Consider the following 25,382-nt stretch of genomic DNA (forward strand, 5'->3'; position numbering starts at 1 on the left):
CAAAAGGACCGGATATGGCCAATGTTGTTGTTGTCGGCGCCCAATGGGGCGACGAAGGAAAAGGCAAGATCGTCGACTGGCTGAGCGAGCGGGCAGACGTGATCGCGCGTTTTCAGGGCGGGCACAACGCCGGGCATACGTTGGTTATCGACGGCAAGGTCTACAAGCTGCACGCCCTGCCGTCAGGAGTGGTGCGTGGCGGCAAGCTGAGTGTCATCGGCAACGGGGTCGTGCTGGATCCGTGGCACCTCTTGGAAGAGATAGAGACGATTCGCGGGCAGGGGGTCGAGATCACGCCCGAAACGTTGATGATTGCCGAGAATACACCCTTGATCCTGCCGATTCACGGAGAGTTGGACCGGGCGCGCGAAGAGGCCGCAAGCAAAGGGACCAAGATCGGCACGACTGGCCGTGGAATCGGGCCGGCCTATGAAGACAAGGTGGGGCGCCGCTCGGTGCGGGTGGCCGATCTTGCGGATGATGCGACACTGGAGACCCGGGTCGACCGGGCATTGCAGCATCATGACCCCCTCCGCAGGGGGTTGGGTATTGCTCCGGTCGATCGCGATGCCCTGATCGCTCAACTGAAGGATGTCGCGCAGCAGATTCTTCCGTTTGCCGCCCCGGTCTGGAAAGTGCTCAACGAAAAGCGCAAGGCGGGCAAGCGCATCCTGTTCGAGGGCGCACAAGGTGCGTTGCTGGACATTGATTTCGGTACCTACCCGTTCGTGACATCGTCAAACGTGATCGCCGGCCAGGCCGCGACGGGCGTAGGCATTGGACCCGGATCCATCGATTTCGTTCTGGGTATCGTCAAGGCCTATACGACCCGGGTGGGTGAAGGGCCTTTCCCGACCGAGTTGTATGACGCGGACGGGCAGCGCCTGGGTGAGCGCGGGCACGAGTTCGGGACCACCACTGGACGCAAGCGGCGTTGCGGTTGGTTCGACGCCTGTCTGGTGCGCCAGACCTGTGCAACCAGCGGGGTCAACGGTATTTCGCTGACCAAGCTGGACGTTCTGGATGGTTTTGACACGCTGAAGATCTGTGTTGGCTATGATTTGGATGGGCAGCGCTTGGACTATCTGCCCACGGCCGCCGAGCAGCAGGCGCGCTGCAAGCCGATCTATGAGGAGTTGCCGGGCTGGAGCGAGTCCACCGAAGGTGCGCGCAGTTGGGCGGATCTTCCGGCCAACGCGATCAAATACGTGCGTCGGGTCGAAGAACTGATCGAGTGCCCGGTGGCCTTGTTGTCCACCAGCCCGGAGCGGGACGACACCATCCTGGTGACCGACCCGTTTGCAGACTGATGCGCAGGCAACAAGAAACCGGTCTCAGCTACAAGGCGCGCAGGCGGTGGTCATTGGTGCTGCTGCTGGTGGGGCTGCCGCTCTACATCGTGGCCGTCGTCACCGTGTTGAACTGGCTGGACCGTCCTCCTATCTGGCTGGAACTTTTGGTTTATGTCGGGCTTGGGATCCTGTGGGCGCTTCCGTTCAAATTCGTGTTCAGGGGGGTGGGGCAGGCCGACCCTGACCAAGAGCAGGAGTAAGTGCACCACTGGCCCTGATCAAAGCCGCGTGATCGGGGCGCGACCGGCTTCCCAAAAGAACCCATGTCAGCCGCACCAAAAAAGGCCGGAGAAATGTCTCCGGCCCGATTGGTCAGTTGTGGGGGTCTTGTCAGCCCGCGGCGCGTTTGTCCTCGGGCCGGAAGCCGATCTGGTTCGAGGCGGCAAAGCGCCCTCCGCCGGCTTTTTCGATTTTGCCGTCGCGCAGCAGCTGGCCGAACGACCGCAAGCTTTCCTCGCGGTTGAATTCGTCTTGCTTCAGGGCGCGAACCTTGTTCATCAACTGAGGGCGCGAGAACTGTTCCTGGCCCTCGATGAACGACAGGTAGGCGGCCGCGGCCTCGAGCAGTTCGGGCAGTGACTGTGCGCCCTGTTCTTGCGCGAACCGGGCAAACCCGCCTTCATCGGGTGACGAGTCCGCCGGTTCGGCGGTCACGCGGCGCGGGGTCACCGGGCCCGCCTCTGGGGCGTCCTTGTCGACCCGCTGCTCGGCCACCAGCTTGAGGGGGGCGGCCGTATCCGATTCCGGGCGCATGCTGGTTACTCGAATCTCGGGGCGGCGCGGGCTGACGACCGAGGCCAGATCGCCGCGGTATTTTTCGTCCTCGGAAGCCGCATTGTCACCGGTCGCCTCGCGCTCGGCTTCGGTGGCCGCGACGGCCGTGCGCAGGTGCGAATAGGTTTCTCGCGTGTCGGCAGTGGCCGGGTCACCCAGTTCGGCATCCGCCTTCTGCAGCAGGCGCAGAACATCCGTGTCCAGTTCGTCGTCGTCCGCGTGGTCGGCCGGCGCTTCCATTTCGGACTCGATCGCGGAAATTTCGCGCAGGATGTTTTCCTCATCCTCGACCGTCAGGGTGCCGGTTGCCTCTTTGGTGTCATCCGAGTTTTCGTCTTCGCCCAGAATGTTGAGGATGTCGTCGACATCGGGCTGGGCGTCGTCCTCGATATCCTCGAACAGGGCTTCTTCGGCCGCTGCTTCCGGTTCGATCGGGGTGGAAGGCGCCGCGGGCGCCATCTCGTCAGACCCGTTGTCCTCGGTCTCTGCCGCCTCGGCCTGGGGCGGTTCAACGGACAAATCGTCGTCGGCATCTGTGTCTTGAAGCGGCAGGTCGGGTTCCACGTCAGTCTGATCGACCAACTCAACGGAGGCACCGGTTTCTGCAGCGCTTTCCACATGGTCGTCCGGCTGGGCCATGATTGGTTCCGCACCGGTGGTGGACGGGGTGTCGGGCTGCCGGGGGCTGGCTGCCGCCGGATCCGAACCGGCCACCGTTTCCAGATCGTCCGGGGCCAAGGCGCCCGTTTCAAAAGCAGCCGAAATGGCGTCGACCTGGGGTTCGGTTGCAGCCAGAAAGCCGGTCTCATCTTCTTCTGCGTAAGGCGTGGGGGGGTGGTCGCCGTGGGAAACCACCGCGCGGATACGCTGCAGTTTCGCGGCGATGCTGTCCGCAGCCGGGGGCGGCGCCGCAGGGCGCGCGGCTGGGTCTTGCGGGTCAGACAGGGGAGGGGTCATGGAGGGGGTCCGGGTGTCAGCAGTCATGGGGTGCGGTGCGGCCGAAGGGGGGCGATCCGAGGCGCGCAGCAGCAACCCGTTCTCGCCGGGGCGGGCCTCGACGTGGCGCGCGGTGTCTCGTTGCGCGATGCGGGCCAGCATCTCGGCGTCGGGTTGCGGAGGTTCAGAACCGAAATAGCGATCTTCTGCGGCGAGATCGCGGAAATATTCCGCAATCGCCTTCATCGTTTCGAAGGAATCGTCGAACCCTTCCAGCGTGCAGGAAAAAGTCCCGTAGGAAACGGTCAATACCTTGTTGTTCTGTACCATCAGACGCACGTCCTTTACACAATAACACAGCCAAACTCGCAACCGCGGCGCAGAATCGGCTCAAGCAACTGTTCTGATGAACCTATCATTTTGTGGTCTGAATGTGTCCAAAAGCGGGAAAAATGGTCAATCTTGGAAAAAACGTGGAAATTGTTCATTCTGATTGGCCAATCGGGCTGTTTGGTGGCGGAGAAATCGGCCCCGGCGATCTGGATCTGGCGCTGAGCCGCGTCAGGCTGGCCGTTGCTGCGGATGGGGGCGCGGCGGGTTTGATCGATTCGGGGCGCGTTCCGGATGCGGTGATCGGCGATTTCGACTCGCTTTCCAGCCGCCATCGTGCGCAGGTGCCGGCCGAGCGGCTGTTTCCGATCCGCGAACAGGACAGCACCGATTTCGACAAGGCCCTGCGCAATATTCGAGCACCGGTGGTGCTGGGTGTCGGATTCCTGGGCGGGCGGCTGGATCACCAGCTGGCGGTGTTCAATACCATGGTACGTTGGCCGGATCGGCCCTGCATCCTTCTTGGGTCGCAAGAGGTGGTGTTCCACGCGCCGCCGCATGTCACCTTGCAGATCCCGCCAGGCGACACGGTGTCATTGTTTCCGTTCCGGCGGGTGACCGGGCGAAGCTTGGGGTTGGAATGGCCCATCGACGGATTGGTGCTGGAACCTGACGGGCGTGTGGGCACATCGAACCGGGCGCTGTCGGATGTCACGCTCACGGTGGACGGGCCGGGCTTGATCGTGATGGTGCCGCGCGGCGCGCTGGATCAGGTCATGCAGGCGTTTGCGTCCGGGCAGACAGGGCGGTGGCCCGCTCGCGCAGAATGACATAGAGGCCGGCACCCACGGTGATCGCGATCCCCAAGGCGGCAAGACCGTTGGGCAGGTCGCGGAAGATCAGCCAGCCGATCAACGTGGCGACGGGGATTTCCAGATACTGCATCGGGGCCAGCGTGGCCGACGGCGCATAGCGCAGCGACCACGTCATCAACAGGTGCGCGACCGTGCCCAATACCCCTATGGACAGCAGCAGACCGTAGGGGGCGTTGGCCGGCAGAGTCAGCGTCAGGGCAGGCAGGTCTGCGTATGCGCCGATCAGAAGGACCGGCAGCAGCAACAGCGTTGCCATCAGACCCGATACCGCCTGCAGGGCGATCGGATCGGTCTCTTTGGCGATCTGCCGCGTGACCAGCATGAACAGGGCGAAAACCACCGCAACGATCAACGGCAGCAGTGCGGGGGCGCCCACTTGGGCAAAGCTGGGCTGGATCACCAGCAGGGTGCCGGCAAAGCCGATGATGCAGGCGATCAGGCGGCGGGGGCCGACCTCTTCGCCCAGAACGTAGCGCCCCAGCAGCAGCATGATGAACGGCATGACGAAGGCGATGGCCACCGCATCGGCCAGCGGCAGGAATTGCAGCGCGCTGAACATCGCGCTGATGCCGATGATATGCAGCAGCGTGCGCAGCGCGGTCAGCCGCAGGACGCGCCCGCGCATCCGCCACGGCCGGCCGGTCAGTGCCACCAGGGGGATCAGGAGCGCAGCCTGCACCGCGAAACGCGCCAGGACCAGCAGGCCCAGCGGCATGGTCTCGCCCAACAGCTTGGCCAGCGCGTCGCCCAGCGGGGCCAGCACGCAGAAACCAAGCATCAGGACGATGCCGAAGACGGGGCGATCCTGGGTCATGGCCCGCACGCTAGGTCAAGCGGCGGGCCGTTGAAAGGCCAAATGCGTCTCAGCAGTTGGGCACGTTGACGGCCAGTCCGCCCAGCGAGGTTTCCTTGTATTTCTCGTGCATGTCATGGCCGGTCTGGCGCATGGTCTCGATCACCACGTCCAGCGGCACAAAGTGCTGCCCGTCCCCGCGCAGGGCCAGCGACGCCGCCGAAACCGCTTTGATCGCGCCCAGCCCGTTGCGCTCAATGCAGGGAACCTGAACCAGCCCGGCGACCGGGTCGCAGGTCATGCCCAGATGATGCTCCAGCGCGATCTCGGCGGCATTTTCCACCTGTTCGGGCGTGCCGCCCATCACTGCGCACAGACCCGCCGCGGCCATCGCGGCCGCGCTGCCCACTTCGGCCTGACACCCGGCCTCGGCGCCCGAGATCGAGGCGTTGTACTTCACCAGCCCGCCAATCGCGGCGGCGGTCAGCAGGAAATCCTCGATATGGCTTTCCGATGCGCCGGGAACGTGGTCGAGGTAATAGCGCAGCACCGCCGGCAGCACGCCCGCCGCGCCGTTGGTGGGGGCGGTGACGACCTGACCGCCAGCGGCGTTTTCCTCGTTCACCGCCATCGCATAGACGCTCATCCAGTCGTTGATCGTGTGCGGCGCATTCAGGTTCATGCCCCGTTCGGCCATCAGCGCTTCGTGGATCGCCTTGGCGCGGCGCCGTACCTTAAGGCCGCCGGGCAGGATGCCGTCGGTGTTCAGTCCGCGCTCAATGCAGGCGTTCATCACCTCCCACAGGCGGGCGGTACCCTTGGCGAAACTGTCGGCGCAGCCGCGCGCGATCTCGTTGGCGCGTTTCATTTCGGCGATGGACTTGCCGCTGGCGCGGGCCATCTCCAGCATTTCGGCGGCGGTCTTGAACGGGTAGGGTACGGGGGGACCATCGTTGGTGTCCTTGCCTTCGGCCAGTTCCTCTTCGGTCAGGACAAAGCCGCCGCCGACCGAGTAATAGACCTGCCGCAGGATCACGTCGCCCTGCGCGTCGGTGGCCATCAGGATCATGCCGTTGGCGTGGCCCGGCAGCGCGTTGTCATAGTCAAAGATCAGGTCCGCCTTGGGGTCGAAGCGCAGCGTGGGCAGGCCCTCGGGCGAAACGCTGCGGGCGTCGGCGATGGCGGCCAGGGTCGCCTCGGCCTTGTCATGGTCATAGGTGTCGGGGGTGAACCCGGCCAGGCCCAGGATCGTGGCCCGGTCGGTGGCGTGGCCGACCCCGGTAAAGGCCAGCGATCCGTGCAGCGAGGCGCGCAGCCCCGCGAATTCGAACGGCGAGGCGCGCATCAGATCCAGGAACCGGGCGGCAGCCACCATGGGTCCCATCGTGTGGGACGAGGACGGGCCGATGCCCACTTTGAACATGTCGAAGACGGAAAGAAACATCAGGTGGCAGACCCTTCTGGAGGCTTTGCATAGGTGGGTGCGGTAAACGGTGCGGTGCCCAGCCCTTCGGCCGTGATCGCGGCGGTTCCAAAGATCGGGCACTGCGGGGTTCCCAGAACCCGTATCAGCCCGTTGGGATTGAGCGCGCGACAGGCGGCGCTGTCCTGCGCATTGTGGGCGCGGTCGACCAGTTCCGTGCGGTAGGGCAGGCCCATCTCTTCCAGCGCCAGCCGGATCACCAGCGCGGCGTTGTCGGGGGCGTAGTGCAGGGCATACCGTTCAGTCATGGAGCCAAAATATCCAGCCCGCCTGTTGCGCGAACATACGATTGCGACGTTTCCGATAGGAAACGCGTATTTCCGACACATCAAATCGTCAATGGCAAGGATCGGCTTTTGTGCGCCACCCAGACGAAATGGGTGATCGACATGAAAAACCGGCCCGCGTCGGCAAGGGCGTTTTGCTCGTCGGCCCAGGCCGTTGCCTCGGCCTCGAGGATTTCGCCAGACTGGATGGCAAAGTCCTGCATCAGCCGAATCATCATCAGGGCTAGTCCGTCGGGGCGCAAGGTGGTGTCGCAGAACGTCACCGGATTCACGTGGTCCGGTTGAAACCCGCAGCCCCGCAGGGCCGCGGGCAGCGCGGCCGGAACGCAGCGGTCGGCCAGGTGGGCGTCCCAGATTTCGCAGATGCGGCGCATGCGTTCAGGGTGGTCGCTGTGCCATGTCAAACTGTCCCAGTGCGTGTCGCCGATCACCAGACGCCCGCCCGGGCGCAGGACGCGGTTGAGTTCGCTCAGCGCAGGCGCCGGGTCGGCGAAATATTCGAACACCTGTACGGACACGGCCTTGTCGAAATGCTGGTTGGGGATCGGCATGTCAAAGGCCGAGCCCTCGACCAGGTCAACGTGATCAAACGCGCTGCATCGGCTGCGCGCGGCGGCCAGCATGTCCGGGCTGGTGTCGAGGCCGGTAACCTGCCCCTGTGGCCCCACCGCACGGGCCAGTTCGGCGGTCAGCAGGCCGGTACCGCAGCCAAGATCCAGGATCGCCTCACCCGGGGCGGGGGCGAGGGCGTCGAAATTGGCGCGACGGCGGCGCGATACATCCGCGCCCTGATAGGCCATGTCCAGCAGTTGCGCCGTGGATTTTCCGAATTTCAGCATGGTGCCCCCTTCGGACCATCGTAGCCGAAATTCTTGTGCAGACGAAGGAAACCGCGCCCTTCCCCCTCGCACCCGCAGCAGGGATTGCCTATAAGGGGTCGAATTTTGAACTTTGCGAGGTTGCAATGACCCAGAAACTGTCACCGATCGACACTGCCAAGCGCGTCGCCGCCTATCGGGCGGCCGAGATGGTCGAGGACGGAATGCGCGTGGGGCTGGGCACCGGGTCGACGGCGGCCTGGTTGGTGCGCCGACTGGGCGAGCGCGTGAAGAACGAGGGCCTGAAGATCAGGGGCGTTCCGACCTCGACCGCAACGGCGCAGCTGGCGCGCGAGGTGGGCATCGAGGTGGTATCGCTGGATCAGGCCGGGTGGCTGGACTTGACCATCGACGGGGCCGACGAATTCGACGGCGAGTTGAACCTGATCAAGGGCGGCGGCGCGGCCTTGCTGCAGGAAAAGATCGTGGCCACGGCCAGCGACCTGATGGTGGTGATCGCGGATGCCGGCAAAGAGGTCGAGACTCTGGGTGCCTTTCCCCTGCCAATCGAGGTGATTCCCTTTGGCTGGCAGACCACGCGGACGCTGGTCGAGGAACTGCTGGATTCGATGGATGTTCTGGGCACGTCGGCTACGTTGCGGATGAACGGCGAGGCCCCGACCGTCACCGACGAGGGCAACCACATCCTGGACCTGCACCTGCAGCGTATCGGCAACCCGCGGCAATTGGCGCTGGCCCTGAACCAGATCCCCGGCGTGGTGGAAAACGGGTTGTTCATCGACATCTGCGACAAGGTGGTGATCGGGTTCGGCGATGGCCGGGTCGAGCTGCGCGACATCAACGAAGGCACGATCCAGCTGGATCGTCTTGGCGAGGGCGACGACAACCTGTTCTCGGACCTGGCCGACTGACCGGGGCGTTCACGCGCCCGTGTGGTATCAATGCCCGGGGCTTGGCAGGTTGTGCTGCGCCCCCACATATCCAAGACACTTCGAGGCAGGCTGACAGAAGGAACGCGGCATGAGCTTTGACTATGATCTTTTCGTCATCGGCGGCGGCTCGGGCGGGGTCCGCGCGGCGCGGGTAGCGGCGGGTGAAACCGGCGCCAAGGTCGCGCTGGCCGAAGAGGACCGGTATGGCGGAACCTGCGTGATCCGGGGCTGTGTGCCCAAAAAACTGATGGTGTTCGCCAGCGAATATTCGGGCATGGTCGAAGACGCTCGCGCCTATGGCTGGGACATCCAGCCGGGCGCTTTCGACTGGCAGCAGTTCCGCGGCAAGCTGCATGCCGAGCTGGACCGGCTTGAAGGGATCTATCGCAATATCCTCAAGAACAACGGCGTCGAAACCTTTGACCAGCGCGCGAAACTGGTCGATCCGCACATGGTCGAACTGGCCGATGGCACCCGCAAGACCGCCAAGCACATCCTGATCGCAACCGGCGGCCGCCCCGTGGTGCCCGAGTTTCCGGGTTCGGAACTGGCGATCACCTCGAACGAGATTTTCCATCTGGATAAGCTGCCCGAGACCATGCTGATCGTCGGCGGCGGCTATATCGCCTGCGAGTTCGCCGGGATCATGAACGGCCTAGGCGTCAAGACCACGCAATTCTATCGCGGGGCGCAGATCCTGCGCGGGTTCGATGACGAGGCGCGCGGGCTGATCTGCGAAGAGATGTGCCAGAACGGTGTCGACGTGCATCTGGGCACCAATGTGCTCGAGATGAAAAAGCAGGGCGACAAGATTTGGGTCAAGGCGACCAACGGGTCGGAACTGCTGTTCGACGTGGTCATGTTCGCCACGGGCCGGGCGCCCAATGCCGACGATCTGGGGCTGGAAGGTCTGGGCGTCGAACGTGGCCGCAAGGGCGAGATCATCGTGGACGAATACAGCCAAACGGCGGTGCCCTCGATCTTTGCCATCGGTGACGTGACCGACCGGGTGAACCTGACGCCGGTCGCGATCCGCGAAGGGATGGCCTTTGTCGAGACCGTGTTCAAGGGCAACCCCACCCCGGTGGATCATGAACTGATCCCGACCGCAATCTTCACCCAGCCCGAGATGGGCACCGTGGGGCTGAGCGAGGAGGCCGCCGCCGAGCAGGAGCCGATCGAGGTCTATGCGACCTCGTTCAAACCGATGCAGAAGGCGTTCGCAGGCAGCACGCAACGGGTGTTGATGAAGCTGATCGTAAGTCAGGCCACCCGCAAGGTGCTGGGGTGTCACATCGTCGCCCCCGGCGCGGGCGAGATGATCCAGTTGGCTGGCATCGCGGTCAAGATGGGGGCGACAAAAGAAGATTTCGATCGCACGGTTGCGGTTCATCCAGTAATGGCCGAAGAACTGGTAACCATGCGGCAACCCGTGCGTACCGCTTGATTTGCAAGCGCGCGCACACAGGTTACAAGTGATCCCGTGAGCTCACGGGCCAAAACAAGGGAAATGAAACACATGGCGGGCAACAGCGGAGGCCCCTGGGGGGGCGGAGGCTCATCCGGTGGCGGAGGAAACCGGGGAAACAATGGCGGCGGGCGACGTCCGCCCGAAGGCGACGGGCCGCAGATCCCCGAAATCGATGAATTGATGAAAAAGGGCCAGGAGCAGCTGCGCGTGCTGATGGGCGGGCGCGGCGGCGGTGGTCGCGGCAGCAACGGGTCCGGCCAGGGAGGCGGTGGCGGCCCGGCGATCACCAAGGGCACGATCCTGCTGGGTGGGGTTGCCGCCCTGGTTCTGTGGGGCTTTGCCAGCGCCTATACGGTCAAGCCCGAAGAACAGTCGGTTGAACTGCTGTTCGGCCGGTTTTCCGGGATCGGCACCGAAGGTCTGAACTTTGCCCCGTGGCCCGTGGTCACGGCCGAAGTCATCCCGGTGAAGGTCGAACAGACCGAGACCATCGGCTCGGGCGGTCGCGGCACCGATGCGGGGCTGATGCTGACCGGCGACGAGAACATCGTCGACATCGATTTCCAGGTGGTCTGGAACATCTCGAACCCGGCGGACTTCCTGTTCAACCTCCGCGATCCGCGCGAAACCATCCGTGCGGTGTCTGAATCGGCCATGCGCGAGATCATCGCGCAGTCGGACTTGGCGCCGATCCTGAACCGCGACCGTGCGGTAATCGCCGAGCGGCTCGAGGAGCTGATCCAGTCAACGCTGGACAGCTACAATTCGGGCATCAACATCGTCCGTGTGAACTTTGACGGGGCCGACCCGCCAGAGCCAGTCAAGGACGCCTTCCGCGAGGTCCAGTCGGCCGGACAGGAACGGGACCGGCTCGAGAAGCAAGCCGATGCCTATGCCAACCGGGTTCTGGCCGGTGCGCGCGGTGAAGCCGCGCAGGTGCTGGAAGAGGCCGAGGCCTATCGCGCCCAGGTCGTGAACGAAGCCCAGGGTGAGGCCAGCCGATTCAGCGCGGTTCTGGAAGAATATTCCAAGGCGCCGGACGTGACTCGCAAACGTCTGTACCTGGAACGGATGGAGCAGGTTCTTGGCGACGTGGACAAGATCATCCTGGACGAAAGCGCGACCGGACAGGGGCAGGGCGTCGTGCCCTATCTGCCGCTGAACGAACTGCGCCGCAATTCGGGCGAGGGGAACTAAGACATGCGTAAATCATCCTTTCTCCTGCCGGCCATTTTCGTGGTTCTGGTGATCGCCCTGTCGGCGATCTTCATCGTGGACGAGCGCGAAAAGGCGCTGGTTCTGCAATTCGGCCGGGTGGTCGACGTCAAGGAAGAGCCAGGCCTGGCCTTTAAGATTCCGATCATCCAGGAGGTCGTGCGCTATGACGACCGTATCCTCAGCCGCGAGGTCGGGCCGCTGGAAGTCACGCCGCTGGATGACCGCCGCTTGGTGGTCGACGCCTTTGCGCGCTATCGGATCGCCGATGTGCGCCAGTTCCGCGAGGCCGTGGGTGCCGGTGGCATCGACACTGCCGAGCAGCGTCTGGACTCGATCCTGCGCGCCAAAACCCGCGAGGTTCTGGGTTCGGTCAGCTCGAATGACATCCTCAGCTCGGACCGGGCGGCGCTGATGCTGCGCATCCGCAACGGCGCGATCGCCGAGGCCCGCGATCTGGGTCTTGAAGTGATCGACGTGCGCCTGAAACGCACCGACCTGCCGCAGGCCAACCTCGAGGCGACTTTCGCCCGGATGCGCGCCGAGCGGGAACGCGAGGCGGCCGACGAAGTGGCCCGTGGTGAGGAAGCCGCACAACGGATCCGCGCTCAGGCCGATCGGACCGTGGTCGAACTGGTGTCAGAAGCACGCCGCGAGGCCGAGATCGTCCGCGGTGAGGCCGATGCGCAGCGCAACGCGATTTTTGCCGAAGCTTATGGCAAGGACCCGGAGTTCTTCGAATTCTACCGGTCGTTGACGGCTTACGAGAACGCCTTGAAGGGCGGCAATAGCTCGTTGGTTCTCAGCCCGGATTCCGAGTTCTTCAACTATCTCGGATCGCCGACCGGGCGCCGTGGAACGGCGGCCGAGTGATGGGCATGGTCTTGCTGGCCTTCGGGCTGGTGTTGATTGTCGAGGGGCTGGCCTATGCGCTGGCCCCTTCGCTTGTGGTGCGAATGCTCGAAGCGCTGCGCAGCCTGCCCGAACCGGCGCGGCGGCTGGTAGGGTTGCTGTGCGTGGTCAGCGGTTTCATTCTGCTCTGGGCCGCGTATCAGGCGGGGTTTTGACCCGCCGCGGTCACGCGCAGGTGAATTCCTGTGCTTACCGAGTTGCGGGGCGGTGCAAACTGACTACATTGTTTGCAAACAGGGCGCGCCAAGGCGGTCCTGATAGCGATTGTCGACAAGGAGAGACCAAGTGCAGGCATTAGCACGCAGTGTGGCCGTCCGCCGGGACGATATGGTAACGATGATGCGGTTGATGTGGCTGTCTTTTGCCGCCGCGATCCTGGTGCTGGCCCAGACCGTGGCCGCGCAGGCCCGGCCCGAAAGCCTGGCGCCTCTGGTCGACAGGATCAGCCCCGCGGTGGTCAACATCACCACCACAACCCTGATCGAGGGGCAGGCCGGTCCGCGCGGCATCGTACCCGAAGGCTCTCCGTTCGAGGATTTCTTTCGCGAATTCCAGGACCGCAATGGCGGCGAGGAAAACCGTCCCCGCCGCAGCAACGCGCTGGGCTCGGGCTTCGTGATTTCCGAGGATGGATTTATCGTCACCAACAACCACGTCATCGCCGAGGCCGATGAAATCCTGATCGAATTCTTCCCGGGTGACGGACAGCCAAAGAAAGAGCTGCCGGCCAAGGTGATCGGCACCGACGAAAAAACCGACATCGCTGTGCTCAAGGTCGAGGCTTCGGGGCCGCTGAAGTACGTCACCTTCGGTGACAGCGATACGGCACGTGTCGGCGATTGGGTCATCGCGATGGGAAACCCGCTGGGGCAGGGATTTTCGGTCTCGGCCGGTATCGTGTCAGCGCGCAACCGTGAACTCAGCGGCAGCTATGACGACTACATCCAGACCGATGCGGCGATCAACCGAGGCAACTCGGGCGGGCCGCTGTTCAACATGGACGGTCAGGTGATCGGCGTGAACACCGCGATCCTGTCGCCCAATGGCGGCTCGATTGGCATCGGTTTTTCGATGGCATCGAACGTCGTGGTCAAGGTGGTCGACCAACTGCGCGAGTTCGGCGAAACCCGTCGCGGTTGGCTGGGTGTGCGCATCCAGGACGTGACCGAGGACATGGCCGAGGCGATGGGGCTGGACAAGCCCGGCGGGGCGCTGATCAGCGATGTGCCGGACGGCCCCGCGAAAGAGGCGGGCCTGCTACCGGGTGACGTGATCCTGAGCTTTGACGGGGTCGAAGTGCAGGATACGCGCGCATTGGTGCGCCAGGTCGGCGAAACCCCGGTCGGCAAGGCGGTGCGCGTCGTGGTGATGCGCGACGGGGCGACCAAGACCGTGGTGGTCACGCTGGGCCGCCGCGAAGACGCCGAGCGGGCCGAACAGGGCGTCGCTGAAGATTCTCAGGCGCCGGTCGAGGAGGACGCCACTGTTCTGGGCCTGACGATCGCACCGCTTACGGATGCGCTGCGCGAGGATCTGGGGCTGGATGCGGGTGGCGAGGGCCTTGTGGTCATGGATGTCGACGAGGCGTCCGAGGCCTTTGACAAGGGCCTGCGGGCCGGTGACATCATCACCGAGGCGGGCCAGCAGAAGGTCAGCACCATTGCCGAGTTCGAGGCCCGCATGGACGAGGCCCGCGAGGCCGGGCGCAAGTCGCTGTTGCTGCTGGTACGGCGCGGCGGCGACCCACGGTTCGTGGCGCTGAGCCTCGAGGAGTAGGCGCTCCAAGAATGGACGGCATGGCCGGGGCTTCACGCTCCGGCCATTTTTTATCGGTCCCGAACGCAAAAGAGCCACATGCCGGGGAGGCACATGGCTCTGGTGCAGGGAGAGGCCAGTGGACAGATATCGGGGATGATACGCTGGCCCCCTACGGTAACGTCTATCGGTGTAATCTATTGTCCGTGCCCTGTATGTGAAGCGGATCACATCGGCCGTGGTTTTCCGAAACCTCAGATCAGATCGGATTCCGCAAGCTGGCGCAGGGCATCGAAATCATGAATCTGCACCCCCCCGCGCGTTGCTTCGACCACTTTGCTGCGTTTCCAGGTGGCGATGGTCTTGGACACGGCCTCGCGTGTGGCACCGACGAATTCGGCCAGTTCGCTCTGCGACAGGGCAATTCGGGCGCTGGGTACCTCTTGCTGGTTTGCAAGGTGCAACAGCTTGCGCGCAAGGCGCACGGGCATGGGCAGGAAGACCTGCTCATTCAACTGTACCCCCATCCAGCGCATTCGCAGCCCGGCCAGCCGGATCATATCCACCGCAAGGTCCGGGTGTGCACGGATCTGGTTCATCACGTCATTGCGGCGCACGCGCAGCACCCGCGACGGCTCGGCCGCCGTGATGGTGGCGGTGCGGGGGCCGCTGTCGAACAGGGCAATCTCGCCAAACACCTCGCCCGGCCGCATCAGGCTGAGCGCCAGCTTGCGCCCGCTCATGGCCAGGAAGGAAACCTCGAGCATGCCTTCCATCAGGGCATAGAGCGCATCGCCCTCGTCGCCCTGTTCAAACAGAACCTCTCCCTGCGACAGGAATACGGGGGTTGCCAGGCTGGACAGCATGACGCGCAACCGTTCGGACGCTTCGGAAAGAAACCCGCTGTTGGGAAATGCTGTCATGGACGACACGAGGCCTCGGCCGGGAACTTGGTGGGTGGTGGTGCGTCAGCTTTCCACAGCTTGCGCGTCAAGCCAAGGATTTTGTGAGGTTTTCCACCGATGTTGGGCCCGCCGGTCGGTGTCTTAGTTCTGGTCCGGGTCGTCCATGTAGCTTTGCAGGATGCTGAATTGCAGCATCAGGAACCCCATCAAGGCGATCGGGAAGCCAAAGGTTTCGATCTTGACCCACAGATCGGTGGACAGTGTGCGCCAGACCAGTTCATTTGCCACCGCCAGAACGGCGAAACAGGCGCATAGGCGGCGGGTCAGGATCATCCAGCCCTCGTGGCGCATGGGCAGCATCTCGTCCAGCACATAGGCGAGGTAGGATTTCCCTTGCAGCAGACCGATGCCCAGCGTCAGCGAGAAGAATCCGTAGACCAACGTGGTTTTCATCTTGAAGAACCGCTCGTCGTTGAACCAGGCGGTCAGGCCGCCGAAAAAGATGACCATGATGGCGGTGAAGATCTGCATCCGGCTGAGTTTGCCGGTCAGGTACCACAGGATACCCATCGCCCCCAACATCAGCGGAACGAAGATGATGGTGGCCACGATGAAGCCGGAATACTCCGTGCCGCCGATCAGAAAGCTGTCGTCGCGCAGGCGCAGGTAGATGAAGAAGAAGGCCAGCGGTGGTCCCAGTTCCAGCACCTGTTTCAGAAACGGATTGATCTCTTTCTTGTCTGCCATGCCTGTCGTCCTGCCTTTCACCCGCCCATTTCAACTATTACCGCGCCCAATGCAATCAATGCCATCAGGATTATGCGCCGAGGCCCCACGGTCTCTTTCAGGGCCAGCCAGCCGATCAGCGCGGCAAAGACGGTCGAGGTTTCACGCAGCACCGCGGCTTCGCCGACCTTGTCCAGCCGGGTGGCCAGCATGATCGCTCCGAAAGACATGGGGGCGATCAGCCCGCCTGCAAGCCCCCGCAGCATCAACGGCCCGATCGCCGGGCGGTGAATCATCGCCCGCCAGCGCAGGAAGGCGTAGATCGGCATTGTCGCCCCGTCGATCATGAAGAACCAGGCCAGAAAGGTGAACGGATCAGCCGTGGCGCGGATGCCGTAGGCGTCATAGGTGGTGTAGAGCGCCACGAAGAGGCCGGTTGCAACCGCAAGGGCCAATGCAATGCCCAAAGTCTCGCGGTTGGTTTCCAGAAAGCGGAAATTGTAGGCAGCCAATCCAAAGATACCGGTCAGCAGCACGGCAACGCCCAGCCATTGGGTGGGCGAGAAGGTTTCGTTGAACAGCAGATAGGCACCGATGACGGTGAACAGCGGGCCGGTGCCGCGCACCACCGGGTAGACCACGGTGTAGGACCCCTTGGTATAGGCCATCGCCTGCAGCGTCTTGTAGGCGACATGGATCAGCCAGACCACGGCAAATATCGGCCACATGAAAGGTTCGGGCCAGGGCACGACGAAGAACGCAAAGGGCGCGGCCATCAGGCAATAGCAGGCGTCGATCGCCCCGCGCGACAGCCAGGGGTCATGCCGACCCTTCTGCAGCGCGCCGAAAACCGCGTGTAGGAAGGCCGCCATAAGGGCGAGGCCAAGGGCCAGCCTGTGTCCGGCCTCGGTGCCTTCGAGGGAGATCAGCCAGTCGCTCACGCTGCGGGTCTTTCGATGGTGGAGAGGCTGGGGGTTTTCCCCCCCCAGACCCCCGAGGATATTTTGGCCCAGATGAAGGTCAGTTGGGGGCGAGTCCAGTCAGGGCGGCGGCGAATTCCTCGGGGTCGAAGGGGGCCAGATCGTCGATCTGTTCGCCGACGCCGATGGCGTGGATCGGCAGGCCGAACTTGTCGGCCAGCGCTACCAACACGCCGCCCTTGGCGGTGCCGTCGAGCTTGGTCATCACCAGGCCCGAGACATCGGCCAGCTTGCGGAAGGTTTCCACCTGGCTGAGCGCGTTCTGACCGGTAGTAGCGTCGAGCACCAGAAGCGTGTTGTGGGGCGCCGTCTCGTCGATCTTGCGGATGACGCGGACGATCTTGGCCAGTTCCTCCATCAGATCGGCGCGGTTCTGCAGGCGGCCGGCTGTGTCGATCATCAGCAGGTCGGCGCCTTCGGCTTGCGCCTTGGTCAGGGCGTCGAAAGCCAGCGAGGCGGGGTCGGAGCCTTCGGGCGCGGTCAGGACCGGTACACCGGCGCGATCGCCCCAGACCTGCAGCTGTTCCACGGCGGCGGCCCGGAAGGTGTCGCCCGCGGCGACGACCACCTTTTTGCCGGCGGCCTTGAACTGGCTGGCCAGCTTTCCGATCGTCGTGGTCTTGCCAGACCCGTTGACGCCCACCACCAGCACCACCTGCGGGCGCTTGGGGTAGATCGGCATCGGTTTGGCGACCGGCTCCATCACGCGGGCGATTTCTTGCGCCAGCAGTTGCTTGATTTCCTGCGTCGAGAGTTTCTTGCCATAGCGCCCCTCGGCCATGTTGGCGGTGACGCGCAGGGCGGTGTCGACGCCCATGTCCGAGGCGATCAGCAGTTCCTCGAGCTGTTCGAGCATGTCGTCGTCCAGCGTGCGGCGGACCACCGGCCCGGCATCGCCGCGACCGAACAGACGCCCGATCAGGCCCTTGGACTGGGGCTGTTCCGGCAATTCCGGCGGCGGCGGGGCGGGCGTCGGATCGGCCGGCTCGGGCGACGGTGTCTCGACCGGCTGCGGTGTGGGTGCGGGTTCGGGGATTTCCGGGACGGGTTGCGGCTCGGGCTCGGGCTGGGGGATCATCGGATCGGGGGCGGTGGTTTCTTCGCCGCCGTCCTCGACGATTGCCTCAAGCCCCTGTTCGAGGCGGGACGAGGATTTGAACAGCCGGTCCTTGAGCTTGGTAAAAAACGCCATAGTGGTCTCCGCAGGTGTTCTCTTCACCTAATGCGGAATGGCGGCAGTTGCAAAGGGTCAGGTGAAGGCCAGGAAAAAGCCGAACTGTGCGCCCCAGTAGAGCGGCCATACAAGATAGGGCGTCAGCCGCAGGGCCGGGTGGCCTGGCGGCAGCAGGAACCTTTCGGTTGCCAGGATCAGGTCCGAGGCGATGAAGGCCATCGCGGCTGGCAAAGCCCAGCGCAGCGCCCCGGCCTCGGGCAGGGTCAGAACAGTGATGCCCATGCCCAGAATGATCGGGATATAGGCAAGGACCGGTCCGCGCAGATCCCCGGCCCGAGTGGCTAGCAGCGTGGCCATCACGATCCCCAGAACGACCAGCGTCCAGGCGTATCCGGGTTTGTCCAAGATCAGCGCGGTGTCGCTTGCCGGATGGGTCAAGAACAGAGCGATGTAAACCAGATGCCCGGCGGCGAACGCCCCGATGCCGGCCATGAATGCGCCTTCTGTCTCGTGCGACAGAAGCGCGTCTCCAAAGGCGCAGAGAGAAAGCGCGAGGACCAGAAGCAGAGGGCCGGACTGCACTGCGGCCTCGACGGCCAGCAGGGCGACGCTGGCGGTTTTCAGCGCCGTGCGTAGCAGGCTGGCCGGACGAGCCGTCAAGGCCAGGTAGGCCAGGGCACAGGCCAGCGCTGCGAGTACGAGAATGGTCATCTTTGGCCTCCGGTTTCCGCCTGCGCCGGAAAGTTTCGCCGTAAGCGGGGCAAATCCTCAACCCGTAACGTGGGGGCATGGCATGCGGCGGCCAAACGGGCGATGGCACAGGGCGGCGGCATCTGCCAAGATACCCCCATGTTCACGCGAGCGGCGATTCTGTTTTCCGTGCTGGCCCCATCGGTGGTGGCCCAGCCCTTGTCGGGCGCCGAATTCGATGCCTACACCCGGGGCAAGACCCTGTTTTACGGGTTCGACGGCGTTGCCTACGGGGTCGAGCGGTACCTGCCGGACCGGCGGGTGATCTGGTCATTCCTGGATGGCGACTGCAAACAGGGCGTCTGGTATGAACAGGACGGCCAGATCTGTTTTGTCTACGAAGATCGCCCGGACCCGCAATGCTGGGTCTTTAGGCAATCGGGGGGCAGGCTGGTCGCCCAGTTCGAAGGCGACCCCGAGGCAACCGAGTTGTATGAAGCGGGCGACATCGACGAAGAGATGATCTGCTATGGCCCGGATGTCGGGGTTTGATCGCTCGGGTTTCTAGAACAGCGACCCTTGATCCGGGGCTGGTGGCTTGGATGGTTTCTTCGCGGCTGAGGCCGTTCCGGACAGCGGTGCTGCCTTCAAGTTTCCATCCGCGAACTCAATAGTCAGAGTGGAGTGCTTGCTGGCCATTGACTTTGTGGTGACCACGCCGCTTTTGGCATGCACCACGGCATAGCCGCGTTGAAGTGTGGCCTTGTAGCTGAGCGTTTCCCTAAGTCGGTCGGTCGCATCCAGTTGTTGGCGAAGCCGGTCCATCCGCAGAGTCTGCGCGGCCATCATGCGCTGGGCCAGCTGGTTGACCCGGTCGCGCTGCTGCTGGATGTCGCGCTGGATCGGGCGGATCGACAGGCGCGAGGACAGGTTGCGCAGCGTGTCCCGCCGCGCGGCCACGAGGCTGCGCAGCGTTGACGGGCGCAGGTGCCCCGACAGTTCCACCACTTGCAGGCGGCGGTTCTGCACGCCGCGTTGCAACGCTGGAGCCAGACGATCGGCAATCAGGTCCAGCCGTTGGCGCGGACCATCCAGCAGAGTTTCGGGGCGCGGCAGTGCGCGCGACAGATCGCGAAGGCGTTGGGCGCGGCGCTGCACAGCGTCGGTGGCCGCGCGGGATAGGCGGGCGCCCTGTTCGCCGGTCCAGGCCAGCAGTTCCATCCGCACGGGCACGGCCAGTTCGGCGGCGGCTGTGGGCGTGGGCGCGCGGCGGTCCGAGACATAGTCGATTAGCGTGGTGTCGGTTTCGTGCCCAACGGCCGAGATCAACGGGATCTCGGACGCGGCGGCGGCACGGGCCACGATTTCTTCGTTGAAACCCCACAGATCCTCGATCGAGCCGCCGCCACGGGCGACGATGATCAGGTCGGGCCGCGGCAGCGCGCCACCGGGCGTCAGGCGGTTGAAGCCCTGGATGGCGTTGGCGACCTCGGGCGCGCAGTTGGCGCCCTGCACGGCCACGGGCCAGATCAGCACCTTGCGCGGGAAACGGTCACGTAGGCGGTGCAGGATGTCGCGGATCACCGCGCCCGAGGGCGAGGTGACGACGCCGATGATCTGTGGCAGGAAGGGCAGGGGTTTCTTGCGCTCGGGCGCGAACAGCCCTTCGGATTCCAGCTGTTTCTTGCGCTTTTCCAGCAAGGCCATCAGCGCGCCCTGACCGGCCACGACGACCTCGTCGACGTTCATGTTGTATTTCGACTGCGCGCCGAATGCAGTGAGGCGGCCTGTGACCACGACCTCGAGCCCTTCCTCGGGGATCACCGCTAGGCCGGAGATCTGGCCTTTCCACGTGGTGCAGGCCAGCACGTTGCGGTCATCCTTGACGTCGTAATACAGGTGCCCCGAGCGCGCCTCGAATACGCGCCCGACCTCGCCGCGCACGCGGATTCGCCCGAAAGTGCCTTCGAGCGTGCGCTTTACCTCGCCGGAGATCTCCGAGACGGTGTATTCGGGCAGGTTTTGCCCCGGAATCGGGCTGTCAATGAGGTCGGACATTTCATCGCCTTGTTTCGTCGGTCCGCGCAGCTTAGAACGCCGCGCAAGCGAGGCCAAGCAGATCGGAGACAGCCCCCATGAACATCCTCATTCTCGGCAGCGGTGGACGCGAGCACAGCCTGGCCTGGGCGGTGATGCAGAACCCCAAATGCGACCGCCTGATCGTGGCGCCGGGCAATGCCGGGATCGCGCAGATCGCCGATTGTGCGGCACTAGATATCGAGAATGGCGGCGCGGTGGTCAGTTTCGCCGAGGAAAACGCCATCGACTTCGTGATTGTCGGCCCCGAGGCGCCCTTGGCCGCCGGGGTTGCCGACCGGCTGCGCGAGGCGGGCATCCTGGTGTTCGGCCCCTCGGCCGAGGCGGCGCGGCTGGAGGCCTCAAAAAGCTTTACCAAGGAGATCTGCGATGCGGCCGGTGCGCCCACCGCCGCCTATGCCCGGTTCACCGAGGCCGAGCCGGCCAAGGCCTATGTCCGCCAGCAGGGCGCGCCGATCGTGGTCAAGGCCGATGGTCTGGCCGCGGGCAAGGGCGTGATCGTGGCGATGGACGAGGCGACTGCGCTGGAGGCTGTGGACGACATGTTCGGCGGCGCCTTCGGCGGGGCTGGGGCCGAGGTGGTGATCGAGGAGTTCATGGACGGCGAGGAGGCCTCTCTGTTCGTACTGTGCGATGGCGCGAACATCCTGTCGGTCGGCACCGCGCAGGACCACAAGCGCGTGGGCGAGGGCGATACCGGCCTGAACACCGGCGGCATGGGGGCCTATTCTCCAGCACCGGTTCTGAGCCCCGAGGTTGAGGAGCGTGCGATGGAACAGATCGTACGCCCGACGATGGCCGAGATGGCCCGGCGCGGCACGCCGTTTCAGGGCGTGCTGTATGCCGGTCTGATGATCAAGGACGGGCAACCGAGGCTGGTGGAGTACAACGTGCGCTTCGGCGACCCGGAATGTCAGGTTCTGATGATGCGTCTGGGGGCACAGGCGCTGGACCTGATGCATGCGGCGGCCGAGGGACGGCTGGACGAGGCGCGGGTCAACTGGGGCGACGATCATGCCATGACGGTGGTGATGGCCGCGCAGGGCTATCCTGGGGAATATGAAAAAGGCAGTGTGGTCAATGGGCTGGATGACTTGCCCGAGGACAGCAGCCATATGGTTTTTCATGCGGGTACCAAGGCGCAGGACGGACAGATTGTGGCCTCAGGGGGCCGGGTTTTGAACGTGACGGCGCGTGGAGCAACATTGCAGGAGGCGCGTGACAACGCTTATGCGATGGTCGAGGCCATCGATTGGCCGGGCGGCTTCTATCGGCGCGATATCGGGTGGCGGGCGCTTTGACCGTTTGAATGCCTGCAGGGAACGGGGGCTTTGCCCCCTCGGCCTGCGGCCTCACCCCCAGGATATTTGAGGCCAGATGAAGCGTGCGGTCAGCAAGTGAGCGCGCGCGCCAGGGCTTTGTTGTCGGTCAGCGGGCCGAGGTCTCTGGTGCGCCAGCCGTCTTCGTGGTGGACGGCGATGATCCGTCGCCAGTCGGCGCTGGCGACGATCAGTTCCGGCCGTTCGTTGCAGGTGCGAAGGCCGCCCGAGATGAAATCCTCGCCGATCCGGTGGTTGGTCAGGCCGGGAAGCGCGGCGATTTCCGTCAGTTGGCCGTCGGCAAAGCGCCAGATGCGTAGGATTTTGGCCAAGTGGGGGCGATCGACATAGGCGATTTCGACATGTCCGTCGCCGTCGAGGTCAGCTGCGCTGACCGGGGCCAGCCAGCGGAAACGGGTGCCGATATGCGGTGTCGCCGCCATGCGGCCGTGCGGGCCGTAGATGGCAAGGCGCGCGCCGTGCTGCGCGTCACTCTCCACCGTAATGACTTCCGGAAGACCGTCGCCCGTGACGTCGACCACCCGGGGCGCGAGGTCTTCGAAGACGAGATGATCGGGCAAGGTGAAGGTGCGGTGCACGCCGTCCGAAAGCCTGAGTTCAAGCGTCCCCCATTCGATCCGGTCACCCAGAACGCCGTGTGGATAGCGGGTGGTCGGGTCGGTGTAGTGGGCGGTCGCTATGGTTTCGGCGGCCAAGGCAGGACCCGCCAGCCACAGGCACGCAGCCATCAGCGCGCCGCGCACGCGGCACGGCCAAAAGCGCACCGCCAGACGCGGCGCTTTGAAGCCGCAACGCATGCCGCCGGACGAGCGGGACATGCGCCGTCGCATCAGATCTGCTTTTCCGGCATCTGCACGATCAGCCCGTCCAGTTCGTCCGTCACCTTGATCTGGCAGGTCAGGCGCGAACGGGCCGGGTCGGGCTCGTAGGCGAAATCCAGCATGTCCTCTTCCATGTCGTCCTTGGCGGGCAGCTTCTCGACCCAGTCGGGGTGGACATAGACATGGCAGGTCGAGCAGGCGCAGGCCCCGCCGCAATCGGCTTCGATGCCGGGGATGTTGTTGTCGCGGGCGCCTTCCATCACGGTCAGGCCGTTGGCGACTTCGACGGTGTGCTCGGTGCCACCGTGCTCGATGTAAGTGATTTTTGCCATTGCTCGCGTCTTCCTCTTGCGATGTTTCGCATCTTCCTAATCAAGCCATCTAGGCGTTTCCACCCTCATTTGCGACTCGTCGTGGCGCGTCTGGACATTCGTAGCGTATGTTCTATTTTTGTTCTCATGATCGTTACCTCGGCATCCCCCACGGTTTCAGGCCAGGACTGGCCGCGCCCGCCCGCCTGCCTGCCCGCCAACCGGCTGCAGGAGCCGCCCGAGGGCGCGCGGGTGATGGTCGCGGGGCTGGTGATCCTGCGGCAGAGGCCGGGGACGGCCAAGGGGGTGATCTTTGTCACGCTCGAGGACGAGACCGGCATCGTGAACGTAATCGTCTGGCGCAAGATCTACGAACGGTTCCGCCGGGCGGTGATCTCGGGGCGGCTCTTGCGCGTCACCGGACGGATGCAGCGGGCCCATTCGGTGACCCATGTGATCGCGGAAGAGATCGAGGACATCTCGGGGATGCTGGATCTGCTGGTGCGGGGGGATGGGCAGGCCGGCTTGCCCTGATGCCTGACCTGATGCAAACTTTCCCGCGGAGGAGTTTGTCATGGCATCCAAAGCCGAAGGGTCCACGCCGGGCAACCCGGCGCCGCAGCAGGGGACTGCGCCCAAGGTCAACAAGGTTACGGCGGATGATATTGCCGAGTCGCTGAAAGCGGGGTTTTCCGACTTTCTGGCGCGCCCGGTCATGAGCGGCTTTTTCGGCCTGTTCTACGCGCTGTTCGGGATACTGTTCGTTTGGGCCCTGGTCTGGCTGGGCGCGGTCTGGATGGTCATTCCCGCCGCCGTCGGCTTTCCGCTGGTCGCGCCCTTTGCCGCCGCCGGGCTGTATGAAATGTCGCGCCGGATGCAGAAGGGCGAAGACTTTGGCTGGCGTGATATTCTCACGGTCATGGCCAATCAGCGCAAACGCGAAATGGGTTGGATGGCCTTTGTCACCCTATTCATTTCTTGGGTGTGGTTCTATCAGTTCCGGACCGTGATGGTGATCGTCCTTCAACACTCATCCTTCTCGGATCTCGAAGGGTTCCTGAATACCGTGTTCTTTACGCCCGAGGGCTGGATCTTTCTTGCGATCGGCACCTGTGTCGGCGCTTTTCTGTCGGCGGTGCTGTTCTCGGTGACCGTCGTCGCCATGCCCCTGCTGCTTGACCGCGAGGTCGATTTCATCACCGCGATGATCACATCCGTTCGGGTCGTCCGGGAAAACCCGGTGGTCATGCTGAGCTGGGCGGCGATCATCGCGGTCACCATGCTGCTGTCGCTGGTTCCGGCCTTTCTGGGCCTGATCTTTACCCTGCCGATCCTTGGCCACACCACTTGGCATCTGTATCAGCGAGCCGTGCAGCCGGCCGAGGGGTGATCTGTCCTGCAAATGAATGGTGTCGGTAGCGAAAGCCTCGGCCAAGACAACCCGGATAGCAGCTTCACCTCTTGAACAAGACCCCCTGCGCCTCTTTGCTGCGGTGATCGCCGCGCAGTTCGGCGTGCAAGCCCCGCCCCGCCTGCACCCCTGGACGGGCGGCCATGACCTCGAGCCACCGGGCCATGTGCGGTTTGTCTTCCAGCGTCTGCTGCTGGCCCTCCCACAGGCTGGCCCAGGGCCAGATCGCCATGTCGGCGATGGAGTAGAAGTCTCCGGCGACGTATTCATTCTCCGCCAGCCGCCGGTCCAGCACGCCATAAAGACGGGCGACCTCGGTGCGGTAGCGATCCTTGGCATAGGGGATGTCCTGCGGCGGGTCGAAATATGGGGCGTATTTCAGGAAATGATGCGCCTGACCCGCCATCGGGCCGACGCCGCCCATCTGCCACATCAGCCATTCCTCAACCGCAATCCGCTGGCGCTCGGTCTGCCCATAGAACCGCCCGGTCTTGCGCGCCAGATACATCAGGATCGCGCCGCTTTCGAAAACCGAGATCGGTGCGCCGTCGGGGCCGTCGGGGTCGATGATGCCAGGCATTTTGTTGTTCGGGGCGATCTTGAGGAAATTCGGGTCGTACTGGTCGCCCTTGCCGATGTCGATCAGGTTGACGGTGTAGGGCAGCCCCATCTCTTCGAGCGCGATGGAGATTTTCCAGCCATTTGGCGTGGGCCAGTAGTAAAGTTCGATCGGGTCCGCCATGTGTCCTCCGTGTCTCGGAGCGTGATCATGAGGCATTTGCGGCAAACGGCAAGGGGCAGGCCGCGCACCCGTTCAGGCTTGACGCAACGGGATGCGCGGCGTATGGGCAGCGCAGGAACCACGTGGCGATTTGTTACCGGATTGCGGGCCACGCTAAACAACACCGCTAAAAGGTCAGGATGAAAGCCCCCTTTCGCTTGACCGCGATTGGGTTTTTTTTTGCCCTCGGGT

General features: G+C 64.1%; 26 protein-coding genes, 1 pseudogene and 1 riboswitch. Of the genes and pseudogenes, 13 read left to right on the forward strand and 14 right to left on the reverse strand.

Going from position 1 to position 25,382, the window contains the following annotated elements; all coding sequences use genetic code 11:
• Positions 1 to 14: 14 nt before the first annotated feature.
• Complete coding sequence (locus AC2FMD_RS05090; protein WP_496742347.1) at positions 15 to 1,310, forward strand: adenylosuccinate synthase; 1,296 nt, start codon at positions 15 to 17, stop codon at positions 1,308 to 1,310.
• The gene (locus AC2FMD_RS05095) at positions 1,310 to 1,552 is read left to right on the forward strand and encodes a DUF2842 domain-containing protein (protein ID WP_496680284.1); all 243 of its coding nucleotides are present in this window, start codon (positions 1,310 to 1,312) and stop codon (positions 1,550 to 1,552) included. Before AC2FMD_RS05090 ends, AC2FMD_RS05095 begins: the two co-directional genes overlap by 1 nt.
• Positions 1,553 to 1,682: 130 nt before the next feature.
• Here AC2FMD_RS05095 and AC2FMD_RS05100 read toward each other — a convergent pair whose 3' ends face one another.
• On the reverse strand, positions 1,683 to 3,392 hold the full coding sequence (locus AC2FMD_RS05100) for a hypothetical protein (protein WP_496794764.1): 1,710 nt from the start codon (positions 3,390 to 3,392) through the stop codon (positions 1,683 to 1,685).
• Positions 3,393 to 3,535: 143 nt separating this feature from the next.
• On the opposite strand from AC2FMD_RS05100, the gene AC2FMD_RS05105 reads away from it, so the two are divergent.
• Positions 3,536 to 4,222: a thiamine diphosphokinase gene (locus AC2FMD_RS05105; protein WP_496742345.1), complete on the forward strand. Its 687-nt coding sequence runs from the start codon at positions 3,536 to 3,538 to the stop codon at positions 4,220 to 4,222.
• Here the strand turns inward: AC2FMD_RS05105 and AC2FMD_RS05110 are convergent.
• The 4 genes and pseudogenes from AC2FMD_RS05110 to AC2FMD_RS05125 all read right to left on the reverse strand — a co-directional run bounded on the left by AC2FMD_RS05110 (position 4,167) and on the right by AC2FMD_RS05125 (position 7,669).
• Entirely contained in the window at positions 4,167 to 5,081 is a 915-nt protein-coding gene (locus tag AC2FMD_RS05110) for a DMT family transporter (protein ID WP_496742344.1), read from the reverse strand. The two genes, AC2FMD_RS05105 and AC2FMD_RS05110, sit on opposite strands and share 56 nt — an antisense overlap.
• 49 nt (positions 5,082 to 5,130) lie before the next feature.
• Positions 5,131 to 6,504 carry an L-serine ammonia-lyase gene (locus AC2FMD_RS05115; protein ID WP_496742343.1) on the reverse strand — a complete coding sequence of 458 codons (1,374 nt, stop codon included), beginning with the start codon at positions 6,502 to 6,504 and terminating at the stop codon, positions 5,131 to 5,133.
• Between the two features lie 74 nt (positions 6,505 to 6,578).
• A pseudogene (locus AC2FMD_RS05120) lies at positions 6,579 to 6,791 on the reverse strand (thioredoxin domain-containing protein); the annotation flags it as partial.
• Positions 6,792 to 6,871: 80 nt separating this feature from the next.
• Positions 6,872 to 7,669, reverse strand: coding sequence for a methyltransferase domain-containing protein (locus tag AC2FMD_RS05125; RefSeq protein WP_496713504.1), 798 nt, complete (start codon positions 7,667 to 7,669; stop codon positions 6,872 to 6,874).
• 125 nt (positions 7,670 to 7,794) lie between these two features.
• Here AC2FMD_RS05125 and rpiA point away from each other — a divergent pair, with 125 nt between their 5' ends.
• The 6 genes from rpiA (at position 7,795) to AC2FMD_RS05155 (ending at position 13,975) form a co-directional block, all read left to right on the forward strand.
• Entirely contained in the window at positions 7,795 to 8,580 is a 786-nt protein-coding gene (rpiA, locus tag AC2FMD_RS05130; RefSeq protein ID WP_005982205.1) for a ribose-5-phosphate isomerase RpiA, read from the forward strand.
• Positions 8,581 to 8,689: 109 nt separating this feature from the next.
• On the forward strand, positions 8,690 to 10,048 hold the full coding sequence (gene gor, locus AC2FMD_RS05135) for a glutathione-disulfide reductase (RefSeq protein WP_496742342.1): 1,359 nt from the start codon (positions 8,690 to 8,692) through the stop codon (positions 10,046 to 10,048).
• A gap of 72 nt (positions 10,049 to 10,120) precedes the next feature.
• The gene (hflK, locus tag AC2FMD_RS05140) at positions 10,121 to 11,269 is read left to right on the forward strand and encodes an FtsH protease activity modulator HflK (protein ID WP_496680296.1); all 1,149 of its coding nucleotides are present in this window, start codon (positions 10,121 to 10,123) and stop codon (positions 11,267 to 11,269) included.
• Between the two features lie 3 nt (positions 11,270 to 11,272).
• Positions 11,273 to 12,160 carry a protease modulator HflC gene (gene hflC / locus AC2FMD_RS05145; RefSeq protein ID WP_496680297.1) on the forward strand — a complete coding sequence of 296 codons (888 nt, stop codon included), beginning with the start codon at positions 11,273 to 11,275 and terminating at the stop codon, positions 12,158 to 12,160.
• Positions 12,160 to 12,354, forward strand: coding sequence for a DUF2065 domain-containing protein (locus AC2FMD_RS05150; protein WP_496680299.1), 195 nt, complete (start codon positions 12,160 to 12,162; stop codon positions 12,352 to 12,354). Before hflC ends, AC2FMD_RS05150 begins: the two co-directional genes overlap by 1 nt.
• A gap of 172 nt (positions 12,355 to 12,526) precedes the next feature.
• Positions 12,527 to 13,975, forward strand: coding sequence for a DegQ family serine endoprotease (locus tag AC2FMD_RS05155; RefSeq protein ID WP_496742360.1), 1,449 nt, complete (start codon positions 12,527 to 12,529; stop codon positions 13,973 to 13,975).
• Between the two features lie 233 nt (positions 13,976 to 14,208).
• Here the strand turns inward: AC2FMD_RS05155 and AC2FMD_RS05160 are convergent, their stop codons facing one another.
• From AC2FMD_RS05160 to AC2FMD_RS05180, 5 genes are all read right to left on the reverse strand, one after another.
• A complete protein-coding gene (locus AC2FMD_RS05160; RefSeq protein ID WP_496713498.1) occupies positions 14,209 to 14,877 on the reverse strand; it encodes a Crp/Fnr family transcriptional regulator in 669 nt (222 codons plus the stop codon).
• Between the two features lie 123 nt (positions 14,878 to 15,000).
• A complete protein-coding gene (locus AC2FMD_RS05165) occupies positions 15,001 to 15,606 on the reverse strand; it encodes an inner membrane-spanning protein YciB (protein WP_496680303.1) in 606 nt (201 codons plus the stop codon).
• A gap of 17 nt (positions 15,607 to 15,623) precedes the next feature.
• Positions 15,624 to 16,526, reverse strand: coding sequence for an EamA family transporter (locus tag AC2FMD_RS05170; RefSeq protein WP_170366474.1), 903 nt, complete (start codon positions 16,524 to 16,526; stop codon positions 15,624 to 15,626).
• 79 nt (positions 16,527 to 16,605) lie between these two features.
• On the reverse strand, positions 16,606 to 17,757 hold the full coding sequence (gene ftsY, locus AC2FMD_RS05175) for a signal recognition particle-docking protein FtsY (RefSeq protein ID WP_496742341.1): 1,152 nt from the start codon (positions 17,755 to 17,757) through the stop codon (positions 16,606 to 16,608).
• Positions 17,758 to 17,814: 57 nt separating this feature from the next.
• Positions 17,815 to 18,450 (reverse strand): lysoplasmalogenase, encoded by a 636-nt coding sequence (locus AC2FMD_RS05180; RefSeq protein WP_496742340.1) that lies wholly within the window; start codon positions 18,448 to 18,450, stop codon positions 17,815 to 17,817.
• Positions 18,451 to 18,588: 138 nt separating this feature from the next.
• Here AC2FMD_RS05180 and AC2FMD_RS05185 point away from each other — a divergent pair, with 138 nt between their 5' ends.
• Positions 18,589 to 18,981, forward strand: coding sequence for a hypothetical protein (locus AC2FMD_RS05185; RefSeq protein ID WP_496742339.1), 393 nt, complete (start codon positions 18,589 to 18,591; stop codon positions 18,979 to 18,981).
• 12 nt (positions 18,982 to 18,993) lie between these two features.
• On the opposite strand, the gene xseA is transcribed toward AC2FMD_RS05185, so the two are convergent.
• Positions 18,994 to 20,487 carry an exodeoxyribonuclease VII large subunit gene (gene xseA / locus AC2FMD_RS05190; RefSeq protein WP_496742338.1) on the reverse strand — a complete coding sequence of 498 codons (1,494 nt, stop codon included), beginning with the start codon at positions 20,485 to 20,487 and terminating at the stop codon, positions 18,994 to 18,996.
• A gap of 77 nt (positions 20,488 to 20,564) precedes the next feature.
• Here xseA and purD point away from each other — a divergent pair, with 77 nt between their 5' ends.
• Entirely contained in the window at positions 20,565 to 21,827 is a 1,263-nt protein-coding gene (gene purD / locus AC2FMD_RS05195) for a phosphoribosylamine--glycine ligase (RefSeq protein WP_496742337.1), read from the forward strand.
• Between the two features lie 89 nt (positions 21,828 to 21,916).
• Here purD and AC2FMD_RS05200 read toward each other — a convergent pair whose 3' ends face one another.
• Together AC2FMD_RS05200 and AC2FMD_RS05205 are read right to left on the reverse strand one after the other, a co-directional pair.
• A complete protein-coding gene (locus AC2FMD_RS05200; protein WP_496742359.1) occupies positions 21,917 to 22,663 on the reverse strand; it encodes an FG-GAP repeat domain-containing protein in 747 nt (248 codons plus the stop codon).
• Between the two features lie 32 nt (positions 22,664 to 22,695).
• Positions 22,696 to 23,019, reverse strand: coding sequence for a 2Fe-2S iron-sulfur cluster-binding protein (locus tag AC2FMD_RS05205; RefSeq protein ID WP_149776058.1), 324 nt, complete (start codon positions 23,017 to 23,019; stop codon positions 22,696 to 22,698).
• A gap of 126 nt (positions 23,020 to 23,145) precedes the next feature.
• On the opposite strand from AC2FMD_RS05205, the gene AC2FMD_RS05210 reads away from it, so the two are divergent.
• Together AC2FMD_RS05210 and AC2FMD_RS05215 are read left to right on the forward strand one after the other, a co-directional pair.
• Positions 23,146 to 23,532, forward strand: a complete 387-nt coding sequence (locus AC2FMD_RS05210) for an OB-fold nucleic acid binding domain-containing protein (protein WP_496742336.1) — start codon at positions 23,146 to 23,148, stop codon at positions 23,530 to 23,532.
• A 40-nt stretch (positions 23,533 to 23,572) separates the two neighbouring features.
• Positions 23,573 to 24,388, forward strand: coding sequence for a DUF2189 domain-containing protein (locus AC2FMD_RS05215; protein ID WP_496742335.1), 816 nt, complete (start codon positions 23,573 to 23,575; stop codon positions 24,386 to 24,388).
• A gap of 64 nt (positions 24,389 to 24,452) precedes the next feature.
• Here AC2FMD_RS05215 and AC2FMD_RS05220 read toward each other — a convergent pair whose 3' ends face one another.
• Complete coding sequence (locus tag AC2FMD_RS05220) at positions 24,453 to 25,151, reverse strand: glutathione S-transferase N-terminal domain-containing protein (protein WP_496794765.1); 699 nt, start codon at positions 25,149 to 25,151, stop codon at positions 24,453 to 24,455.
• Between the two features lie 112 nt (positions 25,152 to 25,263).
• Positions 25,264 to 25,341, forward strand: a riboswitch (SAM riboswitch).
• The last annotated feature ends 41 nt before the right edge of the window (positions 25,342 to 25,382 follow it).

It is taken from the genome of Ruegeria sp. BHSC276 (assembly GCF_059612945.1).